Here is a 25,696-nt window from a genome sequence, read left to right as displayed (position 1 = left end):
CTGGACTCGTGCCTTGTGGGCACTGCCAACATAGACCCGGAACCATCAGACAAGTTCCTGGATGAAAAAAGTCAATGCTGGCACGAAAGCATTATCGCGGTGCGAGCTCGTTCAGGTGGCGAGCGACCGCAATCCATGCACCGATATACCCCAAGAGCACCGCCCCGATCAAGAGTGACAGACCGTCGGCAGCGGGTACGCCCCCCAGGGCGAAGTCACTGCCATACAGGTCGGAAAGCCCGACCACCGCATCATTCAGCCAGTTCAGGCCAAACGCCAGGATGCCCCAGGCCAGCACGCCGGCGCCCAGACCGTACAAGGCGCCCATGTACAGGAAGGGTCGGCGCACGTAGCTGTCGGTGCCACCCACCAGCTTGATCACCTCGATCTCCACCCGGCGGTTCTCGATGTGCAGGCGAATGGTGTTGCCGATGACCAGCAGCAGTGCGGAAATCAGCATCACCGCCAGACCGAAGACGAAGCGATCGCCCAGTTTGAGGATCGCCGCCAGGCGCTCGACCCAGACCAGGTCCAACTGCGCCACTTCAACCCGCGGCAGCTCCGACAAACGCTGGCGCAGCGCTTCGAGCGCCGGCTTGTCGACTTCGGTCGGTGTCACCACCACCACGCCGGGCAGCGGGTTCTCCGGCAGCTCGCGCAGCGCCTCGCCCAGGCCCGACTGCTGCTGGAACTCCTGCAGCGCCTGTTCGCGGCTGACATAGGTGGCCTCGGCCACCCCCGGCATGGCCTTGATCTCGTCGCGCAGCGCTTCGCCTTGCTGGGTGCCGGCATCGAGCTTGAGGTACAGCGAAATCTGCGCCGCGCGCTGCCATGAGCCGCCCAGTTTCTCGACGTTCTTCAACAGCAGCGACAGTCCCATCGGCATGCTCAGCGCCACCGCCATCACCAGGCAGGTGAAAAAGCTACCGATCGGCTGCTTGCCCAGGCGACGCAGGCTGTCGGCCAAGCTGGCGCGGTGGCTTTCCAGCCAGGCGTTGAGCAGGGTGCGGAAATCCGGGCCATCGTCGTCGTGGCCACCGCGCTTCTTGTCGGACTTGGGGTCTGCCGCCTTGGGCGCGACGCGCTCGGAGACCTTGGGTGTACGGGTGTCACTCATTGTCCGGCCTCCCCATCGCCGATCAGTCGTCCGCGTTGCAGGGTGAGCATGCGGTGGCGCATGCGCGCGATCAGCGCCAGGTCGTGACTGGCGATCAGCACGGTGGTGCCCAACCGGTTGATGTCTTCGAACACCCCCATGATCTCGGCCGCCAGGCGCGGATCGAGGTTGCCGGTGGGCTCGTCCGCCAGCAGCAGGGCCGGCTGGTGGACGATGGCGCGGGCGATGCCCACGCGCTGCTGCTGACCAGTGGACAGGTCGGCGGGGAACAGTTCGCCCTTGTCCGACAGCGAAACCCGCTCCAGCGCCGAGTCCACGCGCTTGCCGATCTCGGCCTTGGACAGGCCGAGAATCTGCAGCGGCAGGGCGATGTTGTTGAATACGGTACGGTCAAAGAGCAGTTGGTGATTCTGGAACACCACGCCGATCTGGCGGCGCAGGAACGGAATCTGTGCGTTGCTGATCTGGCCCAGGTCCTGGCCGGCCAGCAGCAGCTTGCCGCTGGTGGGGCGCTCCATGGCCAGCAACAAGCGCAGCAAGGTGCTCTTGCCGGCGCCCGAGTGCCCGGTGACGAACAGGAATTCGCCCCGGCGCGCCCGGAAACTCAGTTCATGCAGGCCGACGTGGCCATTGGGGTAGCGCTTGGCGACCTGCTCGAATCGGATCATGGGTGCTCACGCTCGGCAAACAGGGCTTTGACGAAAGGCTCGGCTTCGAAGGTGCGCAGGTCATCGATACCTTCGCCGACGCCGATGAAGCGGATCGGCAGGCTGAACTGCTTGGCCAGGGCGAAGATCACCCCGCCCTTGGCAGTACCATCCAGCTTGGTCAGGGCCAGGCCAGTCAGTTCGACGCTCTGGTTGAAGTACTTGGCCTGGCTGATGGCGTTCTGCCCGGTTCCGGCATCGAGCACCAGCAGCACCTCGTGCGGCGCCTCGGCGTCGAGCTTGCCGATGACCCGACGGACCTTCTTCAGCTCTTCCATCAGGTTGTCTTTGGTATGCAGGCGACCGGCCGTGTCGGCGATCAACACATCGACACCACGGGCCTTGGCCGCCTGTACCGCGTCGAAGATCACCGAAGCCGAATCGGCGCCGGTGTGCTGGGCGATCACCGGAATCTGGTTGCGCTCGCCCCAGACTTGCAACTGCTCCACCGCTGCGGCGCGGAAGGTGTCACCGGCGGCGAGCATGACCTTCTTGCCTTCGAGTTGCAGCTTCTTGGCCAGCTTGCCGATGGTGGTGGTCTTGCCGGCGCCGTTGACGCCCACCACCAGAATCACATAGGGCTTGGTCTGCGCGTCGATCTTCAGGGGTTGCTCGACCGGGCGCAGCAGCGCGGCGAGTTCTTCCTGCAGCGACTTGTACAGCGCATCGGCGTCGGCCAACTGCTTGCGGGCGACCTTCTGGGTGAGGTTCTGCACGATCAGCGAAGTGGCTTCGACACCGACGTCGGCGGTCAGCAGGCGTGTCTCGATCTCATCGAGCAGGTCGTCGTCGATGACCTTCTTGCCGAGGAACAGGCTGGCCATGCCTTCGCCGATGCTGGCGCTGGTCTTGGACAGGCCCTGCTTGAGCCGGGCGAAGAAACCGACCTTGGTCTGCTCGGTGGCCGCGACCGCTGCAGCGACCGGCTCCGGCTCGGCTACGGGCACGGGCTCGACTGGGGCAGGCACGCTCACGGGCGCCGGCTCCACCACCACGGGTGCAACCACGACCAACTCGGGTTCGACGGACTGGGGCTGAACCACCGGCTCGGCGATCGGCTCGGCAATGGCAGCAGGACGCGCGGGGATGACCGGCGGCGCGCTCGGTTCCAGATCGGGCACCAGCGCCACCGGCTCTTCGGCAACCGGCAGTACCAGATTGCTCACCGGGGCCTCGGCGACTGGCGCCACCACCACGGGCGTTGGGCTGACGGCCTGGACAGGCGCCTCGCTCGGCGCCAGCGGCCGCTCATCGGCGACCGGTTCGTGGACCTCAACCGGCGCAGGCTCGGCCGCTGCGGCGGGCGTTACCGGTTCGGCAGCCGGTTGCTCGGATACTGGCGGCGGCTCGGCGACAGGTTGCTGCGGCTTCTTGCGAAACCAGCCGAACAGGCCTTTCTTTTCACCGGCCTCGGCCGGCGCTTTCTTGTCGTCGTTGGAACCAAACATGGAAGACGGCTATCTCAGGGTGGCGATGCACCATCATTGGGCATCGGGAATGTTTTATACGCAGAACAGACTCTCATGCAGGCGGCTGGTTCACGCGCAACGTTTTGTCTTGGTGTCCTGTGGGCCAGAACGGCGACAGGCATGGTCGCCAGGCAACCGGATCAGTATCCTAGCACCTCCTGGCCTGCCGACGCTAAGTCCCGCAGGCCGCCGTACAGGTTATCCATCGTATGAATGCTCTCGCCCGCCGCGCCGCTGGCCTGTTGCTCGGCACGCTCTGCCTGCCCCTGGCGGCACTGGCCGCCGATACGCAACCCACCCACGAATTCATCCTCGACAACGGCCTGAAGGTCGTGGTGCGCGAAGATCATCGCGCGCCCGTCGTGGTTTCGCAGATCTGGTACAAAGTCGGCTCCAGCTACGAGACGCCGGGCCAGACCGGCCTGTCCCACGCCCTGGAGCACATGATGTTCAAGGGCAGCGCCAAGATCGGCCCCGGTGAAGCCTCGCGCATCCTGCGCGACCTGGGCGCCGAGGAAAACGCCTTCACCAGCGACGACTACACCGCCTATTACCAGGTGCTGGCCCGCGACCGCCTGCCGGTGGCCCTGGAACTGGAGGCCGATCGCCTGGCCAGCTTGCGCCTGCCGGCCGACGAGTTCAGCCGCGAAATCGAAGTGATCAAGGAAGAGCGCCGGCTGCGCACCGACGACCAGCCCAACGCCAAAGCCTTCGAGCTGTTCCGCGCCATGGCCTTCCCCGCCAGCGGCTATCACACCCCGACCATCGGCTGGATGGCCGACCTGGAGCGGATGAAAGTCGAGGAACTGCGGCACTGGTACGAATCCTGGTACGCGCCGAACAATGCCACCCTGGTGGTGGTCGGCGATGTCACCGTCGATGAGGTCAAGGGCCTGGCCAACAAGTACTTCGCGGCCATCCCCAAGCGCAGCGTGCCACCAGCCAAGCTGCCGCTGGAGCTCGCCGAGCCCGGTCAGCGCCAGCTCACCCTGCATGTACGCACCCAATTGCCCAGCCTGATCTACGGCTTCAACGTGCCGGGCCTGGCCACCGCCAAGGACACCCGCAGCGCCCAAGCCCTGCGGCTGATCTCGGCCCTGCTCGACGGCGGCTACAGCGCGCGCATGCCGGCACGCCTGGAACGCGGCCAGGAACTGGTGGCCGGTGCCTCCAGCAGCTACAACGCCTTCACCCGTGGTGACAGCCTGTTCCTGATCTCGGCAACGCCGAACGTACAGAAGCACAAGACGCTCGCCGATGTGGAAAAGGGCGTCTGGCAGTTGCTCGACGAACTCAAACGCACTCCGCCGACCGCCGAAGAGCTCGAGCGCGTGCGCGCCCAGGTCATCGCCGGACTGGTCTATGACCGCGACTCGATCAGCAGCCAGGCCACCACCATTGGTCAACTGGAAACCGTAGGTCTGTCGTGGAAGCTGATCGACAGCGAACTGGACGACCTCAAGCGCGTCACCCCGCAGGACATCCAGGAAGCCGCACGCACCTACTTCACCCGCGAACGCCTGAGCGTTGCCCATGTTCTGCCCGAGGAGTCCGCCCATGACTGATCGTCGCGCCCCCCGCGCTCTGCGTCCCGGCCGTGGTGCGTTCGCCTCGGCGCTCACCCTGGCGTTGTTGCTCGTCGGCCCCGCGCAGGCCGACGAGGCCACCGGCACCATCGACCGCTCCAGCGCGCGCCCGGCCAATACCCTGCAGTCGCTGGCCGAGCTCGACGGCAAGGCGCCCAGCCGGCGTCAACTGAACATCCAGCACTGGACCACGGCCGAAGGCGCCCGCGTGCTGTTCGTCGAGGCCCGCGAACTGCCGATGTTCGACCTGCGCGTGACCTTCGCGGCCGGCAGCAGCCAGGACGGCCCGGTGCCGGGCCTGGCCACCCTGACCAACGCCATGCTCAACGAGGGCGTGGCCGGCAAGGACGTCACTGCCATCGCCCAGGGCTTCGAAGGCCTGGGCGCCGACTTCGGCAACGGCTCCTATCGCGACATGGCCGTGGCTTCGCTGCGCAGCCTCAGCGCCGCCGACAAACGCGAACCGGCGCTCAAGCTGTTCGCCGACGTGGTCGGCAAGCCCAGCTTCCCGCAGGACGCCCTCAAGCGCATCAAGAACCAGTTGCTGGCAGGCTTCGAGTACGACAAGCAGAACCCCGGCAAGCTGGCTGGCCAGACGCTGTTCGCCAAGCTCTACGGCAGCCATCCTTATGCCCACCCCAGCGATGGCACCGCGCAGAGCATCCCCGGCATCACCCAGGCGCAGTTGCGCGCGTTCCACGCCAAGGCCTATGCAGCCGGCAACGCGGTGATCGCGCTGGTGGGCGACCTCAGCCGCAGCGACGCCGAAGCCATCGCCGCCCAGGTGTCCGCCGCCCTGCCCAAGGGCCCGGCACTGGCCAGTCCCGCCGAGCCGACCGAACCCAAGCCCGGCGCTACCCACATCGACTTCCCGTCCAAGCAGACCCACCTGATGCTCGCCGAGCTGGGCATCACCCGCCAGGACCCGGACTGGCCTGCGCTGTCGCTGGGCAACCAGATCCTCGGCGGCGGCGCCTTCGGCACCCGGCTGATGAGCGAAGTGCGCGAGAAACGCGGCCTCACCTACGGCGTGTACTCCACCTTCACCCCGATGCAGGTGCGCGGACCGTTCATGATCAACCTGCAGACCCGTGCCGAACTCAGCGAAGGCACCCTGCAACTGGTGCGTGACATCCTGGCCGACTACCTGAAGAACGGCCCGACCCAGCAGGAACTGGACGACGCCAAGCGCGAGCTGGCCGGCAGCTTCCCGCTGTCCAACGCCAGCAACGCGAGCATCGTCGGGCAACTCGGCGCCATTGGCTTCTACAATCTGCCGCTGACCTGGCTCGAAGACTTCATGCAGCAGTCACAGGCGCTGACGGTCGAGCAAGTCAAGGCGGCGTTGAACAAGCATCTGGCGGCGGACAAGCTGGTGATCGTCACCGCCGGCCCGAGCGTGCCGCAAAAGCCCCTGCCGCCACCGACAGACACACCGTCCGAGCAGCCACTCGGCGTACCGGAGCACTGATGGCCAGACCTTCCTCCCCCGCCCAGCCCCACAGCAAAGGGGCTGGCCAGTTGCGCATCATCGCGGGCGAATGGCGCAGCCGTCGCCTGGCCGTGCCCGAAGGCGAAGGCCTGCGTCCGACGCCTGATCGCGTGCGCGAAACCCTGTTCAACTGGCTGGCGCCCTACATCGAAGGCGCCCATGTGCTGGATGCCTTCACCGGCAGCGGCGCGCTGGTGCTCGAGGCGCTGTCGCGCGGCGCGGCCGATGCGGTGGCGCTGGACAGCAATCCGGCAGCCATCGCCAACCTCAAGCACAACCTGGAGTTGCTGCGCTGCCCGCGCGGGCAGATCCTGCAAACCGACGCCTTGCGCTACCTCGGCGGGCAGGCCAAGCAACCCTTCGACCTGGTGTTCCTCGACCCGCCCTTTCACAAAGACCTGCTGGCCGAGGTGTGCAATCTGCTGGAAAACCAGCAGTGGCTGCGCGACCAGGCGTGGGTCTACACCGAGAGCGAGACCGCGCCGTCGAGCCTGCCGATGCCGGGCAACTGGCGCTTGCACCGGGAAAAGAAAACCGGCCAGGTGCATTACGCCTTGTGGCAGCGCGGCGAAGTGCGCCAGGACAGCCAGACATAGGTAATACCTGCCGATACCTGCCGTGATCGAAGCTGCTCCGCTTGTGACCTCACTCGGAGCAGCGCCCCCATGCAAGCATCCCCCCTCGCACTCGAAGACCTGATCACCGCGCCCCACTCGCCTCAACAGCACTTCACCTTGCCCAACGGCCTCGCTGTCCACTTCCAGCAAGATCGACGCAGCCCCTTGGTGTGCGTGCACCTCTACTACCATGTGGGCTCCAGTCACGAGGCGCCGGGCCATACCAACCTGTCCCATGTACTGGAGCACATGATTTTCGAGGGCAGCGAAAAACTCGCCACCGGTCAGTACCTGCGCGTCATCGAGTGGCTGGGCGGTAGCAACAACGCCCAGACCCTGCAAGACGCCACCGTCTACACCATGGTCCTGCCAGCCTCGCGACTGGAAGTGGCGCTGGAGATCCTGGCAGATACCATGATCAATGCCCGCCTGAGTGAACGGGCCTTCGAGAAAGCCCGGACCGCCGTGCGTGACGAGCGTCGCCTGAAAATCGACAACCGTCCTGTGCAACAGGCCATAGAGCGCCACCATGCCCTGGCCCACGGCACCAGCCCCTATGGCACACCCCACTATGGTCAAGCACGGGATCTGGAGGACATGAGCCTGATCGCGATACGGACCTGGTACCGGAATCGTTACGCGCCGAACAACGCCACGCTGGTGGTGGTCGGAGACGTCGAGGCCGACGCTCTTCAGCGTCTGGTGGAACGGCATTTTGCCGCTCACGAGGCCGTACCGCTGCCGCCTCCGGAAGTCCCTCGTCACGCAACGCCCCTGCACGCGCGCAGTCAGTCGGTGACCCTGCCCGGCCTGCGCGACGGCTTGCTCATGGCCTTCAATGTTCCGAGCCTGGCAACCTGCGATGAACCGCGCAGCGTACATGCGTTGAGAGTCGTCGCCGAACTGCTGGGCAGAGGCGCTTCGTCGCTGCTGTACAGCCAACTGGTGCGCGGACAGCACGTGATGACCGGCATCGACCCTTCGTACGACTATCAGGTGCGTGGCGACACCTTGCTCAACTTCGCCGGTTACGTCGCCCCCGGGCATACCCCGGCCGCCGCCGAGCAAGCCGTGTGGAACGTAATCGATGGGCTTCGGACAGCGCCTGTGAGCGCCCAGCACATCGAGAACGCCAAATTCCACTTGCTGGCACAGCATGCCGCCGCCCAGGCCAGCCTCACCGGCCAGGCCGATGCCATCGGCTGGAGCGTGATCGGCGGCACCGCGCCCGCCCTGCGCCAACAACACCTGCGCACATTGGCCTCGATCACCGAGCAAGACATCCAGCACGCTATCGACACTTACCTGACTCGCGAGCGATCGACCGTCACCCACCTGTGCGCCGTCACGCCGGTCATCGATCAACACCCGGTGCTGACCTGCGCCGATCTGTCGCCCGGCATCGCCGCCGTGGACATGTCCGCGCTGATGTCGGCGCAGGGTCTGCCGGAGATCGCGTTGGACGGCACGCAACGACCGCTGCAGCAGTGGCACACGGCGCAGGGCAGCAAGGTGTGCTTCGTCGCCAGCGAGGGCGCGCCGATGTTCGATCTGCAACTGCGCTTCAAGGCCGGCGCGTGTCATGACGGCGATACCCCGGGCCTGGCGGCACTGACGCTGTACATGCTCGACCAAGGCGGCGGGCAATGGGATGCCGCGCAGATCGCCGAGCGATTCAAGGCCCTGGGTGCCACCTTCAGCCGCAACGTCACCCCTGACGACGCCATCCTGCGCCTGCGTTGCCCGGCCCACGCAGGGCTGCGCAGCGACGCCCTGGCGCTGCTGACGGCCGTGTGCGCACGCCCGAGCTTCGAGCCCACGGCCCTCGAACGGATGCGCACGCGCGTGCTCAACTATGTGCGCCGCCGCGAAGCCAAAGCGCAAAACCGGCTCAACGTCGAAACGCTGCGCCTGCTGTATGCCGCGCACCCCTACACCCAGGATCACCACGGCACCGTCGCCAGTCTCGCCACCCTCGATCGCCAGCAGATCGTCGACTTCCACCAGCGCGCCTACAGCGCTGCGAACCTGGAGATCACCCTGGTCGCAGACCTGCCGCACGAACAGGCGCAAGCCTTGCTGGCCTCACTGAGCCAAGCGTTCACGGCAACCGAACAGCCCCTCCCGACCGTGGCCAAGGCGCAGGCCACCGGCCAGCCGGGCACGCTGCGTATCGAAGAGCCCGGCAACGAGACGACGACGGACAACGTCACGCTCAAGCTCGCCTTCGCGGTGGATACGCTGCCGGACGATCCACACTACCCGGCGCTGCTGATGGCCAACCAGATAGTCGGGGGCAGCTTCCAGTCGCGGCTGGTCAGCGAACTGCGCGAGCGCCGCGCGCTGACCTACGCGATCCATAGCCGTCTGCACCACTATCGCGCGGCGAGCGTGTTGATCGTGTCGTGGGACATCCAGCCTCAGTACCTCGACGCCTCGCTGGAACTGGTCCGGCTGGTGCTGCGTTGTTTCATTGAGCAAGGCCCGAATCCCGTCGAACTGGACATGGCGCGCAGCCAACTGCTCGGCAAACAGTTGCGCACGTTCGCCGACGACGAGGAGTTGGCCACCCTGCTCGCCGAGATCAACGCCCAAGGGCTGCCGGCCGACCATTGCAGCGGTTATTCAGCGCGCCTGGCCCAGGTCAGCGCGGCGCAGGTTCAGGCGGCAGCCCGGCAGGCCTTCGACCCAAACCGCTGCGTGGTGGTCAGCGTCGGTCCGAACGTGGCGCAGAAACCATTGCCGGCGCTCGTCGGCGCCGACCACTAGGCGCGGTACAGGCGCGCTGTTTCATGGCACTCTAGACAGGCCCATCACGAGTTGCCCAGCATGCCCAGTCCCACCGCCCTCTTTCGTCCGGCCCGCGGCCTGTCGAATCCGCACCTGCAAACGCTTTGGGGACCGCTGTGGCGCAAACTGCCTGCGCTGCGGCGCGCCCGAGAGCGGTTGTGGCTGGAGGATGGCGACTTTCTCGACCTGGACTGGTACGGCCCTGACCAGACCGAGACGCCGCTGGTGCTGGTGCTGCACGGCCTGACCGGCTCGTCCGACTCGCCCTACGTGAAGGGCCTGCAACAGGCACTTGAGGCGCAAGGCTGGGCCAGCGTCGCGCTGAACTGGCGGGGCTGCTCGGGCGAACCGAATCGGCTTGCGCGCAGCTACCACTCCGGCGCCAGCGAAGACCTCGGCGAAACCGTCCGCCACCTGCGCGCCCGACGTCCGCTGGCGCCGCTGTACGCCGTGGGCTACTCGCTGGGCGGCAATGTGCTGCTCAAGTACCTGGGTGAAACCGGCGCGGCCAGCGCACTTCAGGGCGCAGTGGCGGTTTCGGTACCGTTCCGCCTGGACCAGTGCGCCGACCGCATCGGCCTGGGCTTTTCGAAGATCTATCAGGCGCATTTCATGCGCGAGATGCTGAGCTACGTGCAGGTCAAGCAGCGCCATTTCCAGGCGCAGGGGCACGTTGAAGCGCTGGCGGCCCTCGAGGGCCTGGGGCCGCTGCGCAACCTGCGCACCTTCTGGGATTTCGATGGCCGGGTAACCGCGCCCCTGCACGGTTTCAGCGACGCGCACGACTATTATCGCCGCGCCTCCAGTCGCTACTACCTGGGCGAGAACCGCACCCCGACCCTGATCATCCAGTCCCAGGACGATCCCTTCGTGTTCGACCACAGCCTGCCGACACCAGGGGAATTGGCGCCGCAGACCGAATTCGAACTGCATCGGCACGGCGGCCATGTGGGTTTCGTCGAAGGCAGCCTGCGCGCTCCGGGCTACTACCTGGAACGGCGCATTCCGCAGTGGCTGGGCGGATTGGGTTAAGCGGGGCCTCTTTCAGTCGCCGACCTCGATGGCGTGGTCGGCGTCATTGATCCACTCGCTCCAGGAGCCGGCGTACAGCCGACCCAGCGGATAGCCCGCCAGCGCCAGGGCGAACAGGTTATGGCAAGCCGTGACGCCCGAACCGCAATAGGCGACCAACTGTTGCGGTGCGCGGTCCGCGAGCTTCTGGTCGAAGCGCTGGCGCAATTGCTCGGGAGGCAGGAAGCGTCCGTCAGCACCCAGGTTGTCGGTGAACGTGGCGCACTGTGCGCCAGGGATGTGTCCGGCCACCGGGTCGATCGGCTCGACTTCCCCGCGAAAGCGCGGCAGCGCCCGCGCATCGATCAAGGTCAAATCAGGCGCGTCCAGGCGCTTGGCCAACTGCTCGGCATCGATCAGCAGCGCAAGGTCCGGCTCACCGGCGAAACTGCCCTCGCGCTGCGCCGGCGGGTCCAGGCTCAGCGGCAGATGCGCGGCATGCCAGGCTTTGAGCCCACCGTCGAGGAGGAACACTGCGTCACGTTTGCCCAGCCAAGCCAGCAGCCACCAGGCGCGGGCGGCATAGGCGCCGGGACCATCGTCGTAGAGCACCACCTGGCTGTCGTTGTCCACGCCCCAGGCGCGCAGGCGCTCGACCAGCCGCTGCGGATCCGGCAGTGGATGTCGGCCACTGCGGCCCTTGATCACAGGTCCGCTGAGGTCACGCTCCAGGTCTGCGAAATGCGCCCCTTCGATATGCCCCTCGGCATAGCTGCGCTGGCCATAGTCAGGGTCTTCGAGGGCGAAACGGCAGTCGAGAATCACCAGTCCTGGCGAACCCAGGCGCTCGGCCAATTGCGGCGGGGTGATCAGTTGCGCAAGCGGCATGACAGTCTCCTATCGATGGCACGAACGGCCCGGCAGGCATGCGCCAGGGCCTGATTGAAGCGGCTATGGACCTGATCGCATGGCAGCCAGCGACAGGTTCACGGACCGAGGCGTAGGGAGTATAAGCTGGCCAGATGCCCACTTTGCACGGAGCTGCCGTGAGTTCGTCCAATCCCCCGCCCGTTGAATCATCCGACCTCGCCCTGCAACGCTTGTTCGACGCTCAGCGCCGCGCGTTTGCCGCCCACCCGATGCCACCCGCCGATCAGCGTAGGCAATGGCTGAGGCACCTGCGCGAAACCCTGCTGGCTAATCGCGAGCGTTTGATCGACGCCATCGACGCCGACTTCGGTGGACGCAGCGCCGATGAAACCCTGTTCGCCGAACTGCTGCCTACCGTGCACGGCCTGCGGCATGCCGAACGCCGCGTGCGACGGTGGATGAAACCCCAGCGGCGCAAGGTGGGCCTGGCGTTTCAACCGGCCCGCGCCCACGTGCTGTGGCAGCCGTTGGGCGTGGTCGGCATCATCGTTCCCTGGAATTACCCGCTGTTCCTGAGCATCGGTCCGCTTACCGATGCGCTGGCGGCGGGCAACCGCGTCATGCTCAAGCTCAGCGAGGCCACGCCGCAGACCGCTGCGCTGCTCAAGCACCTGCTCGAACAGGTGTTCCCGAGCGACCTGGTCAGCGTGGTGCTGGGTGAGGTCGATGTCGCCCAGGCCTTCGCCCGGTTGCCGTTCGATCACCTGTTGTTCACCGGCGCCACGGCCATCGGCCGCCAGGTCATGCAGGCCGCAGCGGCCAACCTCACGCCAGTGACCCTGGAGCTGGGCGGCAAGTCGCCCGCCATTGTCGCGCCCGACGTGCCGTTGGCCATGGCCGCCGAACGCATCGCCTTCGGCAAGACGCTCAATGCCGGGCAGACCTGCGTGGCCCCGGACTACGTGCTGGTCCCACGCCAGCAGCTGGACGCGTTTGCCCAGGCCTATCGGGCGGCCGTGACCCGGCTGTACCCGCACATCGCCGACAACCCCGACTACAGCGCCATCATCAACCCGCGCCAGTTGCAGCGCCTCGAACACCTGCTGCAGGACGCCCGCGACAAAGGCGCCCAGGTGCTCGACCTATATCCGCAGGAAGGGCGCCAGGGCCGGCGACTGCCACCGCACCTGCTGCTGCAGGTGAGCGATGACATGCAGGTGATGCAACAGGAGATCTTCGGTCCGCTGCTGCCGCTGGTGCCCTACGACGATCTGGACGACGCCCTGGCCTATATCGCCCAGCGCCCTCGCCCACTGGCCCTGTACTATTTCGGCTACGATCGCCGCCAACAGGCTCGCGTGCTGGCGCACAGCCACTCCGGTGGCGTCTGCCTGAACGACACCCTGCTCCACGTTGCCCAGGATGACTTGCCGTTCGGCGGGATCGGCCCCTCCGGGATGGGCCATTACCATGGTCAGGCGGGTTTCCAGACCTTCAGCAAGGCCAAGGCCGTGCTGGTCAAGCAGCGCGTGAACCTGGCCAGGCTGATCTACCCGCCCTACGGCACGGCGCTGCAGCGCTTGGTGCAGCGCCTATTCATCCGCTGATGGCAGCGCGGGCATGACAGCCAATAGACGCACTGTCTATAGTGCCATCAGCCGGACACATGACTTGGCCCGGCAGCAGTCGCTGCGCTACCATCCGACTCCCCAACGCACTCCAGCCAGGATGACGCGATGAACCGAGTGTTGTACCCGGGTACTTTCGACCCCATCACCAAAGGCCATGGCGACCTGGTCGAGCGCGCGTCCCGCCTGTTCGACCAAGTGGTCATCGCGGTGGCCGCCAGCCCCAAGAAGAATCCGCTGTTCCCGCTGGAACAACGGGTGGCGCTGGCTCGTGAGGTCACCAAGCACCTGCCCAATGTCGAGGTCATCGGCTTCTCCACCCTGCTGGCGCAATTCGCCAAGGAGCAGGGCGCCAATGTGTTTCTGCGCGGGCTGCGTGCGGTGTCCGATTTCGAATACGAATTCCAGTTGGCGAACATGAATCGCCAACTGGCGCCGGACGTGGAGAGCCTGTTCCTCACGCCGTCGGAACGCTATTCGTTCATTTCCTCGACCCTGGTGCGGGAGATCGCCGCGCTGGGCGGCGATATCAGCAAGTTCGTCCACCCCTGCGTGGCCGACGCACTGACCGAACGCTTCAAGAAGTAGTCATGCTCCCCGGAACGCCACGTGGGCGCGACACCGCGCCTGCGTGCACTGCGCGCAGTAATGCGGCACAATTGCGCGCATTGCCTTGATACATGCCTGGGCGGCAAGCCCTGGCCGGAGTCCCAATGTCCCTGATCATCACCGACGATTGCATCAATTGCGACGTCTGCGAACCCGAGTGCCCGAACGCCGCCATCTCCCAGGGCGAGGAGATCTACGTGATCGATCCGAACCTGTGCACCCAGTGCGTGGGCCATTACGACGAGCCGCAGTGCCAGCAGGTCTGCCCGGTCGACTGCATCCCCCTGGATGACGCGCACCCGGAAACCGAAGACGAGCTGATGGCCAAGTACCGCCGGATCACCGGCAAGGCCTGATGACCGTGCTCGGCGTGATTCGCCAGGCGCTGCTCGGCGCCGCCCTGGCGCTGCTGGCCAGCGCCGCGCTCGCCGACGGCCCAGGTCGGGCCGCCATCGCCAGCCCACACGCCGACGCCACGGCCGCCGCGCGACAGGTGCTGGCTCAGGGCGGCAACGCCTTCGACGCCGCCATCGCCATCAGCGCCGCACTGGCCGTGGTCGAGCCATACGGTTCGGGGCTGGGCGGCGGCGGGTTCTTCCTGCTGCGCCAACAGGGCGAGCCAACGCGCTACGCCTTCCTCGATGCCCGCGAACGCGCGCCAGGGGCGGCGTCGCCGGACATGTACCTGGAAAATGGCAAGGTCCGTGCGGGGCTGTCCGTCAATGGCCCCTTGGCCGCCGCCATTCCCGGCTTGCCCCAAGCCCTCGCCGACCTCGCCGCCACCCACGGCAAACTCCCGCTCAAAGACAGCCTGGCCCCGGCCATCCGCCTGGCCAACCAAGGCTTTACCGTCGACCGCATCTACCGCGACCGCGCCAGCATGCGCCTTGACGCGCTGCGCGCCGACGCCGAAAGCACCCGCCTGTTCTTGCGCGACCAGCAGGTGCCCGCTCTCGGCACCCGTATCCGCCAGCCCGAACTCGCTGCCACCCTGCAGGCGCTGGCCGACCACGGCCGCGATGGCTTCTATGGCGGAGCGGTCGCGCGGCGACTGGTGGCAGGCGTTCGCCAGGCCGGCGGGCTGTGGACGCTCGACGACCTCGCTGATTACCGCACGGCCTGGCGCCAGCCGCTGCGCTATGCCTTGGCCGATCAGCGCGAACTGATCAGCAGCCCACTGCCGTCGGCGGGTGGCGTGGCGCTGGCGCAAAGCCTGGCGATGCTCCAGCGCCTGCCCTGGCAGAGCGCCGGGCCGGTGCAACGCAGCCACTACGTGGTCGAGGTGCTGCGCCGCGCCTATCGCGACCGGGGTCTGCTGGGCGATCCAGACTACGTCGCCAACCCCATCGACCGCCTGCTGGCGCGTTCGTACCTGACCTCGCTGGCCGACAGCATCGATGTGCACCAAGCGACCCCCAGCAGTGCGCTGCCGCCGGCACCGGCCTGGCGCGAAGGCGACCACACCACTCACTTCACCGTGATCGATGCCGCTGGCAATGCCGTGTCGGCCACGCTGTCGGTCAACCTGCCGTTCGGCGCCGCCTTCACCGTGCCGGGCAGCGGCGTGGTGCTGAACAACGAGATGGACGATTTCGCCGCCGACCCCAGCGGCAGCAACAGCTACGGGCTGGCCGGCAGCCAGGCCAACGCCGTGGCCGCGGGCAAGCGTCCATTGTCGAGCATGACCCCCAGCTTCCTGGAAAGTCCGTCGCAACTCGCCAGTTTCGGCACACCGGGCGGCAGCCGGATTCCGAGCATGGTGCTGCTGTCGATGCTGGGTTTCCTGGAAGGACGACCGGTGAGCGACTGGCCCGCCACGCCCCGCTACCACCATCAGTACCTGCCGGATGTGATCGAGCACGAGCCCGATACCTTCGACGACGCACAAAAGGCCGCGCTGCGGGCGCGTGGTTACACGCTCAAGGATCTGCAGCGCAGCTACGGCAACCAGCAGGTGGTGTATTGGAACAAGCGCGCGGGCACGCTCGAAGCGGCCAGCGATCCACGCGGGGAAGGTCAGGCCACGGTGCTGGAGGCTGTCCGGGAGTGAGCGGCGCTCAGCGCTGGCAGCGTGGGCAGAACACGCTGGCGCGCTGGCCGAGCTTGACCTCGCGCAGTTCGCTGCCGCACACCTTGCAAGCCTCGCCAGCCCGCCCGTAGGCATACAGCTCCTGCTGGAAATAGCCGGGCTGGCCGTCGCCGCCGATGAAATCACGCAACGTGGTGCCGCCGCGCTCGATGGCGGCGGCGAGCACCCGCTTGATCTCGATCGCCAGCTTCAGATAGCGCGCCCGGCTGATGCCGCCAGCAGCGCGGCGCGGGTCGATACCCGCAGCGAACAGCGCTTCGGTGGCGTAGATGTTGCCCACGCCGACCACCACGGCGTTGTCCATGATGAACGGCTTGACCGCCATCGACCGCCCGCGCGACAGCTGGAACAGCCGCTCACCGTCGAACAGCTCGGTCAGCGGCTCCGGCCCCAGGCGCGCCAGCAGTTCGTGGCCGAGCGGGTCATGGCTCCAGAGCATGGCGCCGAAGCGACGCGGGTCCGTGTAGCGCAGCATCAGCCCGGATTCCAGCTCGATGTCCACGTGTTCGTGCTTGGCCGCCGGCAAGCCCTGCTCGACCAGGCGCAGGTTGCCAGACATGCCCAAGTGACTGATCAGCGTACCCACCTCGGCGTTGATCAGCAGGTACTTGGCCCGCCGCTCGACGCTGAGAATGCGTTGGCCCGAGAGGCGCACATCCAGGTCTTCAGGGATCGGCCAGCGCAAGCGGCGATCACGCACCACCACCCGGCTGACCCGCTGCCCTTCGAGGTACGGCGCGATACCGCGTCGGGTTGTTTCGACTTCCGGCAACTCAGGCATGGATCAACGGCCACTCAGTTCGCGAATGTTCTGCTTGAGGCTGTCGAAGTCGTATTCCGACAGCCCGATGTAATCGAGTACCAGCGGGCCGACCGCGTTCCATTCGTGATCTTCGCTCTGGTTGCCCAGCACCCGGTAGGACGCGCAGATGTGCTCGGCCATCTTCAGCACCGCCAGCAGGTTCTTCAATTGAGTCTGGCCATTGCGCGACGTGTCGTCGCGGAAGATCGACAGCGCGTTGTGGTGATTGGCGATGGCGCCGCTGATGTGCTCGGGCAGGCGCCACGACTTGGCCGTGAAGTAGCCCACCACCGAGTGGTTGGTGTTGAGGGCGCGGTTTTCGGTGTCGACCACGCGGTTGTCCGCGCTGGCATTGGCGTAGGCGTCTTCCAGCACGTCCATATAGTTGGGGAAACGCTTGAGCATCAGCGGCACGCCGCAGTCATGGAACAGGCCGAGCGTGTAGGCCTCGTCCACCGCCTGGATGCCGGTGCGCTTGGCCAGGGTCAGGCAGGTCATGGCCACGTCCTGGGCGGTATCCCAGAACCGGTTGAGGGTGACGATGGTCTCGTCGCTCATCTCGCCCTTGATCGACTGGGCGTTGATCAAGTTGATGATCGAGCGGCTGCCCAGCAGGTTCACCGCGCGCTGGATCGAACCGATCTTGTTGGCCAGGCCGAAATGCGGCGAGTTCACCAACTTGAGCAACGCGCCGGACAGACCGGGGTCTTGGGCGATGAGCTTGGCGATGGTTTCCAGGTCCGGGTCGGGCATGTACTGCTCGAACTGCAGGTCCACCATGATCTGCGGCTGGGGCGGGATGGTGATGCCCTGCAAGGCTTGCTGGATCTGTTCGGCGGTAAGTTCCTGGGACATGGCTGCGCACTCGGGGATAAGGGGGAATTCTAACCCTGTACGCCGGCAGGGCACCAACCACTGAATCGTTCGCCGGGAACTTTACTTTAGGGCCGGCGGCCTCTTTTCTCACACCTATCGAAGAAATGGAGTAGCAACTCATGACCGCACAACTCAACGGCAAGCGCGTGGCCTTTCTGGTGACCGACGGCTTCGAGCAAGTCGAGCTGACCGGCCCGCGCGATGCGCTGCTGCAGGCCGGCGCCCAAGTGGATGTGCTCGGCGAGGAGACCGGCAGCGTGCGCGGCTGGAACCACGACAAGCCGGCCGATGCCTTCCAGGTCGATGCCACGTTCGATGACGCCCAGGACACGACCTACGACGCCATCGTACTGCCAGGCGGCGTGCAGAACTCCGACACCATCCGTCTGATTTCGGGCGCGCAGAAACTGGTGAAAAGCCACGCCGCAGCGGGCAAACCCCTGGCGGTGATCTGCCACGGCGGCTGGTTGCTGATTTCCTGCGACCTGGTCAAAGGCAAGCGCATGACCAGCTTCAAGACCTTGCAGGACGACATTCGCAATGCAGGCGGTCAGTGGGTGGATGAAGAGGTGGTGGTGGACGGCAACCTGATCAGCAGCCGCCAGCCTGACGATATCCCGGCATTCAACGCGCAATTGATCAAAGCGCTGAGCTGAGCCTCTCGCGGCCTGAACCGCAGCCACGGCGAGGTCGCTTTGCGCCTCGTCGCGCTGCGCTGCGAATCCAGCCAGCGACACGCTATACTCCCGCTCTTTTTTCCGGAGCGACGTCATGTCCCTGCCCAGCCTTCGTCTCAAAGCCAATGCCGACCGCCGTTTGCGCGCCGGTCACCTGTGGGTCTACAGCAACGAGATCGACGTGGCTGCGACCCCGCTGCAGGGCCTGAAGGCCGGGCAGCAGGCGATCCTCGAAGCGGCCAACGGCAAGCCGCTGGGCGTGGTCGCCGTCAGCCCGAACAACCTCATCTGCGCGCGCCTGCTGTCGCGCGACAGCAAGCTGGCGCTGGACAAGTCGCTGCTGGTGCACCGTTTGAACGTGGCCTTGTCGCTGCGCGAACGGCTCTTCGAGCAGCCCTGCTATCGCCTGGTCTACGGCGATTCCGACTTGCTGCCTGGGCTGGTGGTCGATCGCTTCTACGACATTCTGGTGGTGCAACTGGCCTCGGCCACCATGGAAGCGCACAAGGACGAAGTGATCGCCGCGCTGGTGCAGGTGCTCAAGCCCAGCGGCATCCTGTTCAAGAACGACTCCGCCGCACGCGACGCCGAAGGCCTCGCGCGCTATGTCGAGACGGTCTACGGCGACGTGCCGGATTGGGTCGCCTTGGAAGAGAACGGTGTGAAGTTCGAAGCCCCCGTGCGCGAAGGCCAGAAGACCGGCTGGTTCTACGACCACCGCATGAACCGTGCGCGCCTGGCGCCCTACGTCAAAGGCAAGCGCGTGCTCGACCTGTTCAGCTACATCGGTGGCTGGGGCGTGCAGGCCGGTGCCTTCGGCGCCAGTGAAGTGTTCTGCGTCGATGCCTCGGGCTTCGCCCTGGATGGCGTCGAGCGCAACGCCGCGCTGAACGGCATCGCCGACAAGCTGACCTGCATCGAAGGCGATGTGTTCGAAGCACTGCGCGAACTCAAGGCCGCCGAAGAGCGCTTCGACGTGATCATCGCCGACCCACCCGCCTTCATCAAACGCAAGAAGGACCTGAAGAACGGCGAAGCGGCCTACCGTCGCCTCAACGAACAGGCCATGCGCATGCTGAACAAGGACGGCATCCTGGTCAGCGCCTCGTGCTCGATGCACCTGCCCGAGGACGATCTGCACAATATCCTGCTGACCAGCGCCCGCCACCTGGACCGCAACCTGCAACTGCTCGAGCGTGGCGGTCAGGGCCCGGACCATCCGGTGCACCCGGCCATCGCCGAAACGCGCTACATCAAGAGCATCACCTGCCGGTTGCTGCCTAATAGCTGACCACGGTTCGGCGCGGTTTGAAAAAGCCCGGTATTGGATAGCCAATGCCGGGCTTTTTTTACGCGTTAGATAACCTGCGAAGCAACAGCGGAAAGCTCCTACGAGTTGCTGAGAATTTTCAGCCGATATAGAAGCTTGCCTCTCTAGATCTTTTTTCTACTCTAAGAAATGTCGCAATGATGCCGTTTAACGAGCACGTTAGATTGTGTTCGACCGAATGATCGATCAACAGCGCGAGCAGCTTCGCTGGTTGAGGCCACTACATACGTCAATGCGGTCAGAATTTCTCAAGAACAATTAGACGCTCCATTTATAAAAAGCGCTGGAATAATCGCATGAACTCGACCCCACCCTCCCCCCCTGGCCGACGACTGCTTGCTTTACTCGCATTGATGACGCTATTAGGCGTCTTCCCTGTGGATGTGGTGCTCCCTTCACTCCAAGCAGTCAGCCAAGCGTTTTCTGTCAGCCTCGTAAGCGCTTCCTATTCCGTCAGTTTGTTCGCAATCGGCGTGGCCATTTCTCAGTGCGCAATCGGACCGTTGTCAGACCGGATGGGTCGCAAAAGACTTCTACAGGCCGGCCTTTACTTATCGATCATCGGAGCGGTTGGCTGCACCTTATCGGGTGATTACATAAGTTTTACAGTCTTTCGGATACTTCAAGCCGTTGGCTGCGGCTGTTTCGTATTAAGCCAGGCCATCATCCAGGATCGATACTCGGACCATCGACGCAATACCTTGAGGATAATCTTGACCACTGCAAGCGGATTGTTCATTTCCATTGCGCCGCTGGCGGGCAGCGTATTGCAAAATTTTTTCGGCTGGCAGGGAAGCTTTTATGTGTTCAGTGGTTTCGCTTTCCTGGCTATCGTTCTGTGCGCGAAAGAACTGACAGAGAACCGCTCGAAACCTCCCCTACCCGGTGCGATGAAAAGCTACAGCATCCTGATTCGCGACCCTCGCTTTATGGCCTACTCGATCCTTTCTGCTTTTGCATTCGCCTGCCATTTTTCCTTCATCGTCGTATCACCGTTACTGCTCATGAACCGCTTGGGCCTTTCCGAGTACGGCTTTTCGATGGTTTTTCTTGGCTATGGATGTGCCTACCTGGCCGGCGGCATCATCGCCAGTGCGATCAACGGGCGGATACCGACACGCACTCAGATTCGCGTCGGCCTTGGGCTCATCGGTCTGGCAGGTGGGGTGCTGGTCGTCTGGCTCACATGGACCGTGTTGTCCATCACGGCGCTCTTGGTGCCCATGATCGTCTGCACGGCAGGCACCACGATCGTCAGGCCCGCGGCCACCTGCGCACCACTGGAACGTCATCCTGAACGCGCAGGCGCCGCAGCGGCGCTCGGTAATACGTTGCTGTTCGCGATTGGGGGCGCGGCGAGCGGGCTGATCGCGATGATGGAAGCCAGCCTACCGATGAGCCTGGGCTTGGGCTTCATCTGCGTGAGCCTGTGCGGCGCGGTGGTGCTCGAAAGGCTGTCGTCCGTTGCAGCCGAGCCCACTGCAACACCCCCTTGAGCAGCAGGAGCAGCAAGCCCGAGAAGACCAATGTCAGACTCGACGCGCGCGCCCGGCTGAGGACGAGCTCCCAGGCCTGCATGCCCCCTGTCACTCCGTCTGCGCCAGACTCACAACTCCAGCACCACCGAAGCGATACCGAAGTAGATCAACACGCCCACTGCGTCGGCGATCGATGTCACCAACGGGCCACTGGCGGTAGCCGGATCCAGCTTGAAGCGGCTGAGCAGGAACGGCAGGCTCATGCCGATGAGGCTGCCGATCAGCACGATCACCAGCATGCTGCTGGCCACGATCACGGCAATCTCCGGCCCACCGCGCAATACGCCGAGCGATGCCACGGCCACGGCCATGGTGCCGCCCAAGGCCAGTGCCACGCCGCACTCGCGGGCCAGCATTCGCATCCAGTCGCGCATCACCACTTCGCCCGTGGCCAAACCGCGCACCATCAAGGTCGCGGACTGGGCACCGGCATTACCGCCGCTGTCCACCAGCAGGGGCAGGAAGAAGACCAAAGCGATGTGCGCGGCGATGGTGTCTTCGAACGCTGCGATACCGGCCCCGGAAAACAGATTGCCGAACACCAGCACCACCAGCCAGAGCACGCGCTTGCGGTACATCAGGCCGATGGTGGCGTCCTTGAGGTTGCCGATGTGGTTGGTGATCGACGCGCCTTTGTGAAAGTCCTCGGTGGCCTCTTCCACCATCACGTCCAGCGCTTCGTCGCAGGTGACGATACCCACCAGGCGCCCGAGTTCGTCGAGCACCGGCACGGCCAGCAGATCGTGCTCGCGGATCAGCCGCGCGACTTCCTCCTGGCGTGTGGCGGTGCTGACGCAAAGCACCTTGCGCACCATGATGGCGTCTATCGGCTGGTCGGGCGCCGCCAGGATCAGCTCGCGCAGCGACAGGGTGCCAAGCAGGTTGCGCGCGGCATCCACCACGTAGGACTGATAGATGGTTTCGGCATCTGCGGCCTCGCGGCGCAACATGGCGACGGCCTGACTGGCCGTAAGCCCGCTATCGAGGTGCGTGTACTGGCTGATCATCAGCGCGCCCGCTGTACCGGTCTCATAGGTGTCGGCCTGCAGAAACTGGTCCCGCTGCGCCTGGGCGGCCTGGCGCAATTCGAGCGGATTGGATGGGGTGTAGTGCATGGGAGATTCTCCAGGCGCCGTGACAGGCGCCTGCTGACCTCAGCCACGCGGGCTCAAGCCTTCGCAAGCCCTGGCGACGGCGCGCTCAGTGCCAGAATGCAAGTTCGCGATGAACTGAAACTGGGAAGGTCCATTGAGGTAATAGCTCGTGAAGCCGCACATGCGGCGCGGGGATGATAGGGAGCGTGGCGAGGGAAGAACACCGCCCAACTCGCGTTTGGGACAAGTCCTACAACTACCGCAGCGAGTCGTGAAAGCCACCGTCCAGACACATCGCCATTTCCTCACCGCCCCAGCGGTGTAGAATCGGCCTATTCATCGCCAGACATCCCCAGGCGGGTTTATGAGCTCTGGCCAGGCACGCGGCGATCCCGCGCAGTCCCGGCCCCATCCGTGCAGCGGCAACCGGCCTGCGGCGCCAAGGACAAGCGAAGCTCACTCCCCTTACCAGTGACCTGATCAAGCCGCCAGGAGTGCGTCATGCCTGATTACCGTTCCAAGACCTCCACCCACGGCCGCAACATGGCCGGTGCCCGCGCGCTGTGGCGTGCCACCGGCATGAAGGACGATGACTTCAAGAAGCCGATCATCGCCATCGCCAACTCCTTCACCCAGTTCGTCCCGGGTCATGTGCACCTGAAGGACCTGGGCCAGTTGGTCGCTCGAGAAATCGAACGCGCCGGTGGCGTCGCCAAGGAATTCAACACCATCGCCGTGGACGACGGCATCGCCATGGGCCACGACGGCATGCTGTACTCGCTGCCCAGCCGCGAGATCATCGCCGACGCCGTCGAGTACATGGTCAACGCCCACTGCGCCGACGCCATCGTCTGCATCTCCAACTGCGACAAGATCACCCCCGGCATGCTGATGGCCGCCCTGCGCCTGAACATCCCGGTGATCTTCGTCTCCGGTGGGCCGATGGAAGCCGGCAAGACCAAGCTGGCCAGCCACGGCCTGGACCTGGTCGATGCCATGGTCATCGCCGCCGACTCGTCGGCCTCCGACGAAAAAGTCGCCGAGTACGAGCGCAGCGCCTGCCCGACCTGTGGCTCGTGCTCCGGCATGTTCACCGCCAACTCGATGAACTGCCTGACCGAAGCCCTGGGCCTGGCCTTGCCGGGCAACGGTTCGACCCTCGCCACTCACGCCGACCGCGAGCAGTTGTTCCTCACTGCCGGACGCACCATCGTCGAGCTGTGCAAGCGCTACTACGGCGAGAACGACGAGTCGGTGCTGCCGCGCAACATCGCCAACTTCAAGGCGTTCGAGAACGCCATGATGCTCGACATCGCCATGGGCGGCTCGACCAACACCATCCTGCACCTGCTGGCCGCGGCCCAGGAAGCCGAGGTGGCCTTCGACCTGCGCGACATCGATCGCCTGTCACGCACGGTACCGCAGCTGTGCAAGGTGGCGCCGAACATCCAGAAGTACCACATGGAAGACGTGCACCGCGCCGGTGGCATCTTCAGCATCCTCGGCTCGCTGGCCCGTGGCGGGCTGCTGCACACGGACCTGCCGACCGTGCACAGCCGCAGCATGGAAGAAGCCATCGCCAAGTGGGACATCACCCAGACCGATGACGCCGCCGTGCACACCTTCTTCAAGGCAGGCCCAGCCGGCATCCCGACCCAGACCGCCTTCAGCCAGTCGACTCGCTGGGACACGCTCGATGACGACCGCGAGAACGGTTGCATCCGCAGCGTCGAACACGCCTACTCGCAGGAAGGTGGCCTGGCCGTGCTGTACGGCAATATCGCCCTGGACGGCTGCGTCGTGAAAACCGCCGGTGTGGACGAGTCGATCCACGTGTTCGAGGGCACCGCCAAGATCTTCGAAAGCCAGGACAGCGCCGTGCGGGGCATCCTCGCCGACGAAGTGAAGGCCGGCGACATCGTGATCATCCGTTACGAAGGTCCGAAAGGCGGTCCGGGCATGCAGGAAATGCTCTACCCCACCTCGTACCTGAAGTCCAAGGGCCTGGGCAAAGCCTGCGCCTTGCTCACCGACGGTCGCTTCTCCGGCGGCACCTCGGGTCTGTCCATCGGCCATGCCTCGCCGGAAGCGGCGTCGGGCGGCGCGATTGGTCTGGTGAAGGATGGCGACAAGGTGCTGATCGACATTCCCAACCGCTCGATCAACCTGTTGGTCAGCGACGAGGAGCTGGCGGCGCGCCGTGCCGATCAGGACAAGAAAGGCTGGAAGCCCGCCGAAGCGCGACCACGCAAGGTGACCACCGCCCTGAAGGCTTACGCGCTGCTGGCGACCAGCGCTGACAAAGGCGCGGTACGCAACAAAGCCATGCTCGACGGCCTCTGAAGGTTGCGAGCCTGACCGAACCGGCGCCCAAGGCGCCGGTTTTTTTTGCGCCCGCAGTTTGCATTACAGCGGCAGGCTGGTGGTCGACTTGATCTCGGACAGCGCCACGATCGAATTCACTTCCTGGATCCCCGGCACGTTCGACAACTTCTCGAAGAAGAAGCGCTCGTAGGCCTCGATATCGGCCGTGACGATCCGCAGCAGGAAATCCACCGAGCCCATCAGCACGTAGCACTCCAGCACTTCGGGAAATCCACGGATCGCCTCGGTGAACTCGGTGAAGTTGGAGCGGCCATGGGCGTTGAGCTTGACCTCCGCGAAAATCTGCGTGTTCAGACCCACTTTACGGCGATCGAGCAGGGTGACCTGAGCGCGGATGACCCCTTCGTCTTTCAACCGCTGTATCCGTCGCCAGCAGGGGGACTGGGAAAGCCCCACGCGCTCGGCAATCTGCGCGCTGGACAAGGACGCATCCTCTTGGAGCAATTCGAGAATGCGCCGGTCATAGGCATCCAGTTCGCCGTGCATGATTGATCCTTTTATTTACGGTTATGAGACTTGATCTAGTCTCAGGCTCAGTTCAAACGAGGAATAATAACGAAGAAATGCCTGTTTCGACCTGGGAGAATGCTCTGCATCCAATGGGAGACCTTCATGAATGCACTCGAACGCCAAGACACCCCCACGCGCAGCGATGCCTGGGCGGCCAGTGTCCACCTTACCGAGGTGCGTTATCGCCTGGATATCGAGGCCGAACCCGACAGTTTGTGTCGAGTGCTGAACCTCTTCGCTCTGCAATTTCTCACGCCACACAGTGTGCAGGTCTGTCAGCACGATGACGTGCTGCACGTGGAAATCGGTATCGCCGGACTGAGCTGGCATCGTGCCGGTGTGATCGCACAGAAAATGCGCAACCTGGTGTGCGTGGGCGAAGTACTGCTGGAAAACGTACCCAGGCTGTCGGAAGTCGTCGCTGGCTGAGACGCGTGCCGCTGCGACCGCGCAAGATCCGGAAACCCATTTTTCCCGGACCGTATTTCAACCCCGGCTA

General features: G+C 64.9%; 21 protein-coding genes and 1 pseudogene. 14 read left to right on the top strand and 8 right to left on the bottom strand.

Annotated elements, in window-relative coordinates; genetic code table 11:
- Positions 1–91: 91 nt before the first annotated feature.
- Genes ftsX through ftsY form a run of 3 tightly spaced genes read right to left on the bottom strand, consistent with a single transcriptional unit; the run spans position 92 to position 3,272 of the window.
- Positions 92–1,117 (bottom strand): permease-like cell division protein FtsX, encoded by a 1,026-nt coding sequence (gene ftsX / locus NJ69_RS20035; protein WP_029612379.1) that lies wholly within the window; start codon positions 1,115–1,117, stop codon positions 92–94.
- A complete protein-coding gene (ftsE, locus tag NJ69_RS20030) occupies positions 1,114–1,785 on the bottom strand; it encodes a cell division ATP-binding protein FtsE (RefSeq protein ID WP_029612380.1) in 672 nt (223 codons plus the stop codon). The genes ftsX and ftsE overlap by 4 nt, the downstream gene beginning before the upstream one ends.
- The gene (gene ftsY / locus NJ69_RS20025; RefSeq protein WP_039582549.1) at positions 1,782–3,272 is read right to left on the bottom strand and encodes a signal recognition particle-docking protein FtsY; all 1,491 of its coding nucleotides are present in this window, start codon (positions 3,270–3,272) and stop codon (positions 1,782–1,784) included. The genes ftsE and ftsY overlap by 4 nt, the downstream gene beginning before the upstream one ends.
- 230 nt (positions 3,273–3,502) lie before the next feature.
- Here ftsY and NJ69_RS20020 point away from each other — a divergent pair, with 230 nt between their 5' ends.
- From NJ69_RS20020 to NJ69_RS19995, 5 genes and pseudogenes are all read left to right on the top strand, one after another.
- The gene (locus NJ69_RS20020; RefSeq protein WP_039582547.1) at positions 3,503–4,858 is read left to right on the top strand and encodes a M16 family metallopeptidase; all 1,356 of its coding nucleotides are present in this window, start codon (positions 3,503–3,505) and stop codon (positions 4,856–4,858) included.
- A 139-nt stretch (positions 4,859–4,997) separates the two neighbouring features.
- A pseudogene (locus NJ69_RS20015) lies at positions 4,998–6,350 on the top strand (M16 family metallopeptidase); the annotation flags it as partial.
- Positions 6,350–6,967, top strand: coding sequence for a 16S rRNA (guanine(966)-N(2))-methyltransferase RsmD (gene rsmD, locus NJ69_RS20010; protein ID WP_039582543.1), 618 nt, complete (start codon positions 6,350–6,352; stop codon positions 6,965–6,967). The pseudogene NJ69_RS20015 and the gene rsmD, both read left to right, overlap by 1 nt.
- Positions 6,968–7,036: 69 nt before the next feature.
- Positions 7,037–9,757: a M16 family metallopeptidase gene (locus NJ69_RS22225; protein WP_052192167.1), complete on the top strand. Its 2,721-nt coding sequence runs from the start codon at positions 7,037–7,039 to the stop codon at positions 9,755–9,757.
- A 60-nt stretch (positions 9,758–9,817) separates the two neighbouring features.
- The gene (locus NJ69_RS19995) at positions 9,818–10,810 is read left to right on the top strand and encodes a hydrolase (protein ID WP_039582542.1); all 993 of its coding nucleotides are present in this window, start codon (positions 9,818–9,820) and stop codon (positions 10,808–10,810) included.
- A 12-nt stretch (positions 10,811–10,822) separates the two neighbouring features.
- On the opposite strand, the gene NJ69_RS19990 is transcribed toward NJ69_RS19995, so the two are convergent.
- Positions 10,823–11,677 carry a sulfurtransferase gene (locus tag NJ69_RS19990; RefSeq protein WP_039582540.1) on the bottom strand — a complete coding sequence of 285 codons (855 nt, stop codon included), beginning with the start codon at positions 11,675–11,677 and terminating at the stop codon, positions 10,823–10,825.
- 134 nt (positions 11,678–11,811) lie between these two features.
- On the opposite strand from NJ69_RS19990, the gene NJ69_RS19985 reads away from it, so the two are divergent.
- The 4 genes from NJ69_RS19985 to ggt all read left to right on the top strand — a co-directional run bounded on the left by NJ69_RS19985 (position 11,812) and on the right by ggt (position 15,946).
- Entirely contained in the window at positions 11,812–13,266 is a 1,455-nt protein-coding gene (locus NJ69_RS19985; RefSeq protein WP_080754784.1) for a coniferyl aldehyde dehydrogenase, read from the top strand.
- Between the two features lie 129 nt (positions 13,267–13,395).
- Positions 13,396–13,875 carry a pantetheine-phosphate adenylyltransferase gene (gene coaD, locus NJ69_RS19980; RefSeq protein ID WP_029612389.1) on the top strand — a complete coding sequence of 160 codons (480 nt, stop codon included), beginning with the start codon at positions 13,396–13,398 and terminating at the stop codon, positions 13,873–13,875.
- A 125-nt stretch (positions 13,876–14,000) separates the two neighbouring features.
- A complete protein-coding gene (locus tag NJ69_RS19975) occupies positions 14,001–14,252 on the top strand; it encodes a YfhL family 4Fe-4S dicluster ferredoxin (protein ID WP_039582535.1) in 252 nt (83 codons plus the stop codon).
- Positions 14,252–15,946 carry a gamma-glutamyltransferase gene (gene ggt, locus NJ69_RS19970; RefSeq protein ID WP_209435519.1) on the top strand — a complete coding sequence of 565 codons (1,695 nt, stop codon included), beginning with the start codon at positions 14,252–14,254 and terminating at the stop codon, positions 15,944–15,946. The genes NJ69_RS19975 and ggt overlap by 1 nt, the downstream gene beginning before the upstream one ends.
- A 7-nt stretch (positions 15,947–15,953) precedes the next feature.
- Here ggt and mutM read toward each other — a convergent pair whose 3' ends face one another.
- A complete protein-coding gene (gene mutM, locus NJ69_RS19965; RefSeq protein ID WP_039582533.1) occupies positions 15,954–16,766 on the bottom strand; it encodes a bifunctional DNA-formamidopyrimidine glycosylase/DNA-(apurinic or apyrimidinic site) lyase in 813 nt (270 codons plus the stop codon).
- A gap of 3 nt (positions 16,767–16,769) precedes the next feature.
- Entirely contained in the window at positions 16,770–17,588 is an 819-nt protein-coding gene (locus tag NJ69_RS19960) for an HDOD domain-containing protein (protein ID WP_205419315.1), read from the bottom strand.
- 194 nt (positions 17,589–17,782) lie between these two features.
- Here NJ69_RS19960 and NJ69_RS19955 point away from each other — a divergent pair, with 194 nt between their 5' ends.
- The 3 genes from NJ69_RS19955 to NJ69_RS19945 all read left to right on the top strand — a co-directional run bounded on the left by NJ69_RS19955 (position 17,783) and on the right by NJ69_RS19945 (position 21,166).
- Positions 17,783–18,319, top strand: coding sequence for a type 1 glutamine amidotransferase domain-containing protein (locus NJ69_RS19955; RefSeq protein WP_029612394.1), 537 nt, complete (start codon positions 17,783–17,785; stop codon positions 18,317–18,319).
- Positions 18,320–18,434: 115 nt separating this feature from the next.
- Positions 18,435–19,631 carry a class I SAM-dependent rRNA methyltransferase gene (locus NJ69_RS19950; RefSeq protein WP_039582530.1) on the top strand — a complete coding sequence of 399 codons (1,197 nt, stop codon included), beginning with the start codon at positions 18,435–18,437 and terminating at the stop codon, positions 19,629–19,631.
- A gap of 335 nt (positions 19,632–19,966) precedes the next feature.
- Positions 19,967–21,166: an MFS transporter gene (locus tag NJ69_RS19945; RefSeq protein ID WP_052192166.1), complete on the top strand. Its 1,200-nt coding sequence runs from the start codon at positions 19,967–19,969 to the stop codon at positions 21,164–21,166.
- A gap of 110 nt (positions 21,167–21,276) precedes the next feature.
- Here NJ69_RS19945 and mgtE read toward each other — a convergent pair whose 3' ends face one another.
- Complete coding sequence (mgtE, locus tag NJ69_RS19940; protein ID WP_039582528.1) at positions 21,277–22,323, bottom strand: magnesium transporter; 1,047 nt, start codon at positions 22,321–22,323, stop codon at positions 21,277–21,279.
- 480 nt (positions 22,324–22,803) lie between these two features.
- Between mgtE and ilvD the strand changes: the two genes are divergently transcribed.
- Positions 22,804–24,645, top strand: coding sequence for a dihydroxy-acid dehydratase (ilvD, locus tag NJ69_RS19935; RefSeq protein WP_029612398.1), 1,842 nt, complete (start codon positions 22,804–22,806; stop codon positions 24,643–24,645).
- Between the two features lie 63 nt (positions 24,646–24,708).
- Here ilvD and NJ69_RS19930 read toward each other — a convergent pair whose 3' ends face one another.
- Positions 24,709–25,173 carry an Lrp/AsnC family transcriptional regulator gene (locus tag NJ69_RS19930; RefSeq protein ID WP_039582527.1) on the bottom strand — a complete coding sequence of 155 codons (465 nt, stop codon included), beginning with the start codon at positions 25,171–25,173 and terminating at the stop codon, positions 24,709–24,711.
- Positions 25,174–25,299: 126 nt separating this feature from the next.
- Between NJ69_RS19930 and NJ69_RS19925 the strand changes: the two genes are divergently transcribed.
- Positions 25,300–25,626: a hypothetical protein gene (locus NJ69_RS19925; RefSeq protein ID WP_029612401.1), complete on the top strand. Its 327-nt coding sequence runs from the start codon at positions 25,300–25,302 to the stop codon at positions 25,624–25,626.
- Positions 25,627–25,696 lie beyond the last annotated feature (70 nt).

Origin of the sequence: Pseudomonas parafulva (assembly GCF_000800255.1) — a bacterium.
GTDB lineage: Bacteria > Pseudomonadota > Gammaproteobacteria > Pseudomonadales > Pseudomonadaceae > Aquipseudomonas > Aquipseudomonas boreofloridensis.
The sequence above is the reverse complement of the archived record's forward strand: the minus strand, read 5'-3'. Positions and strand labels throughout refer to the sequence as shown.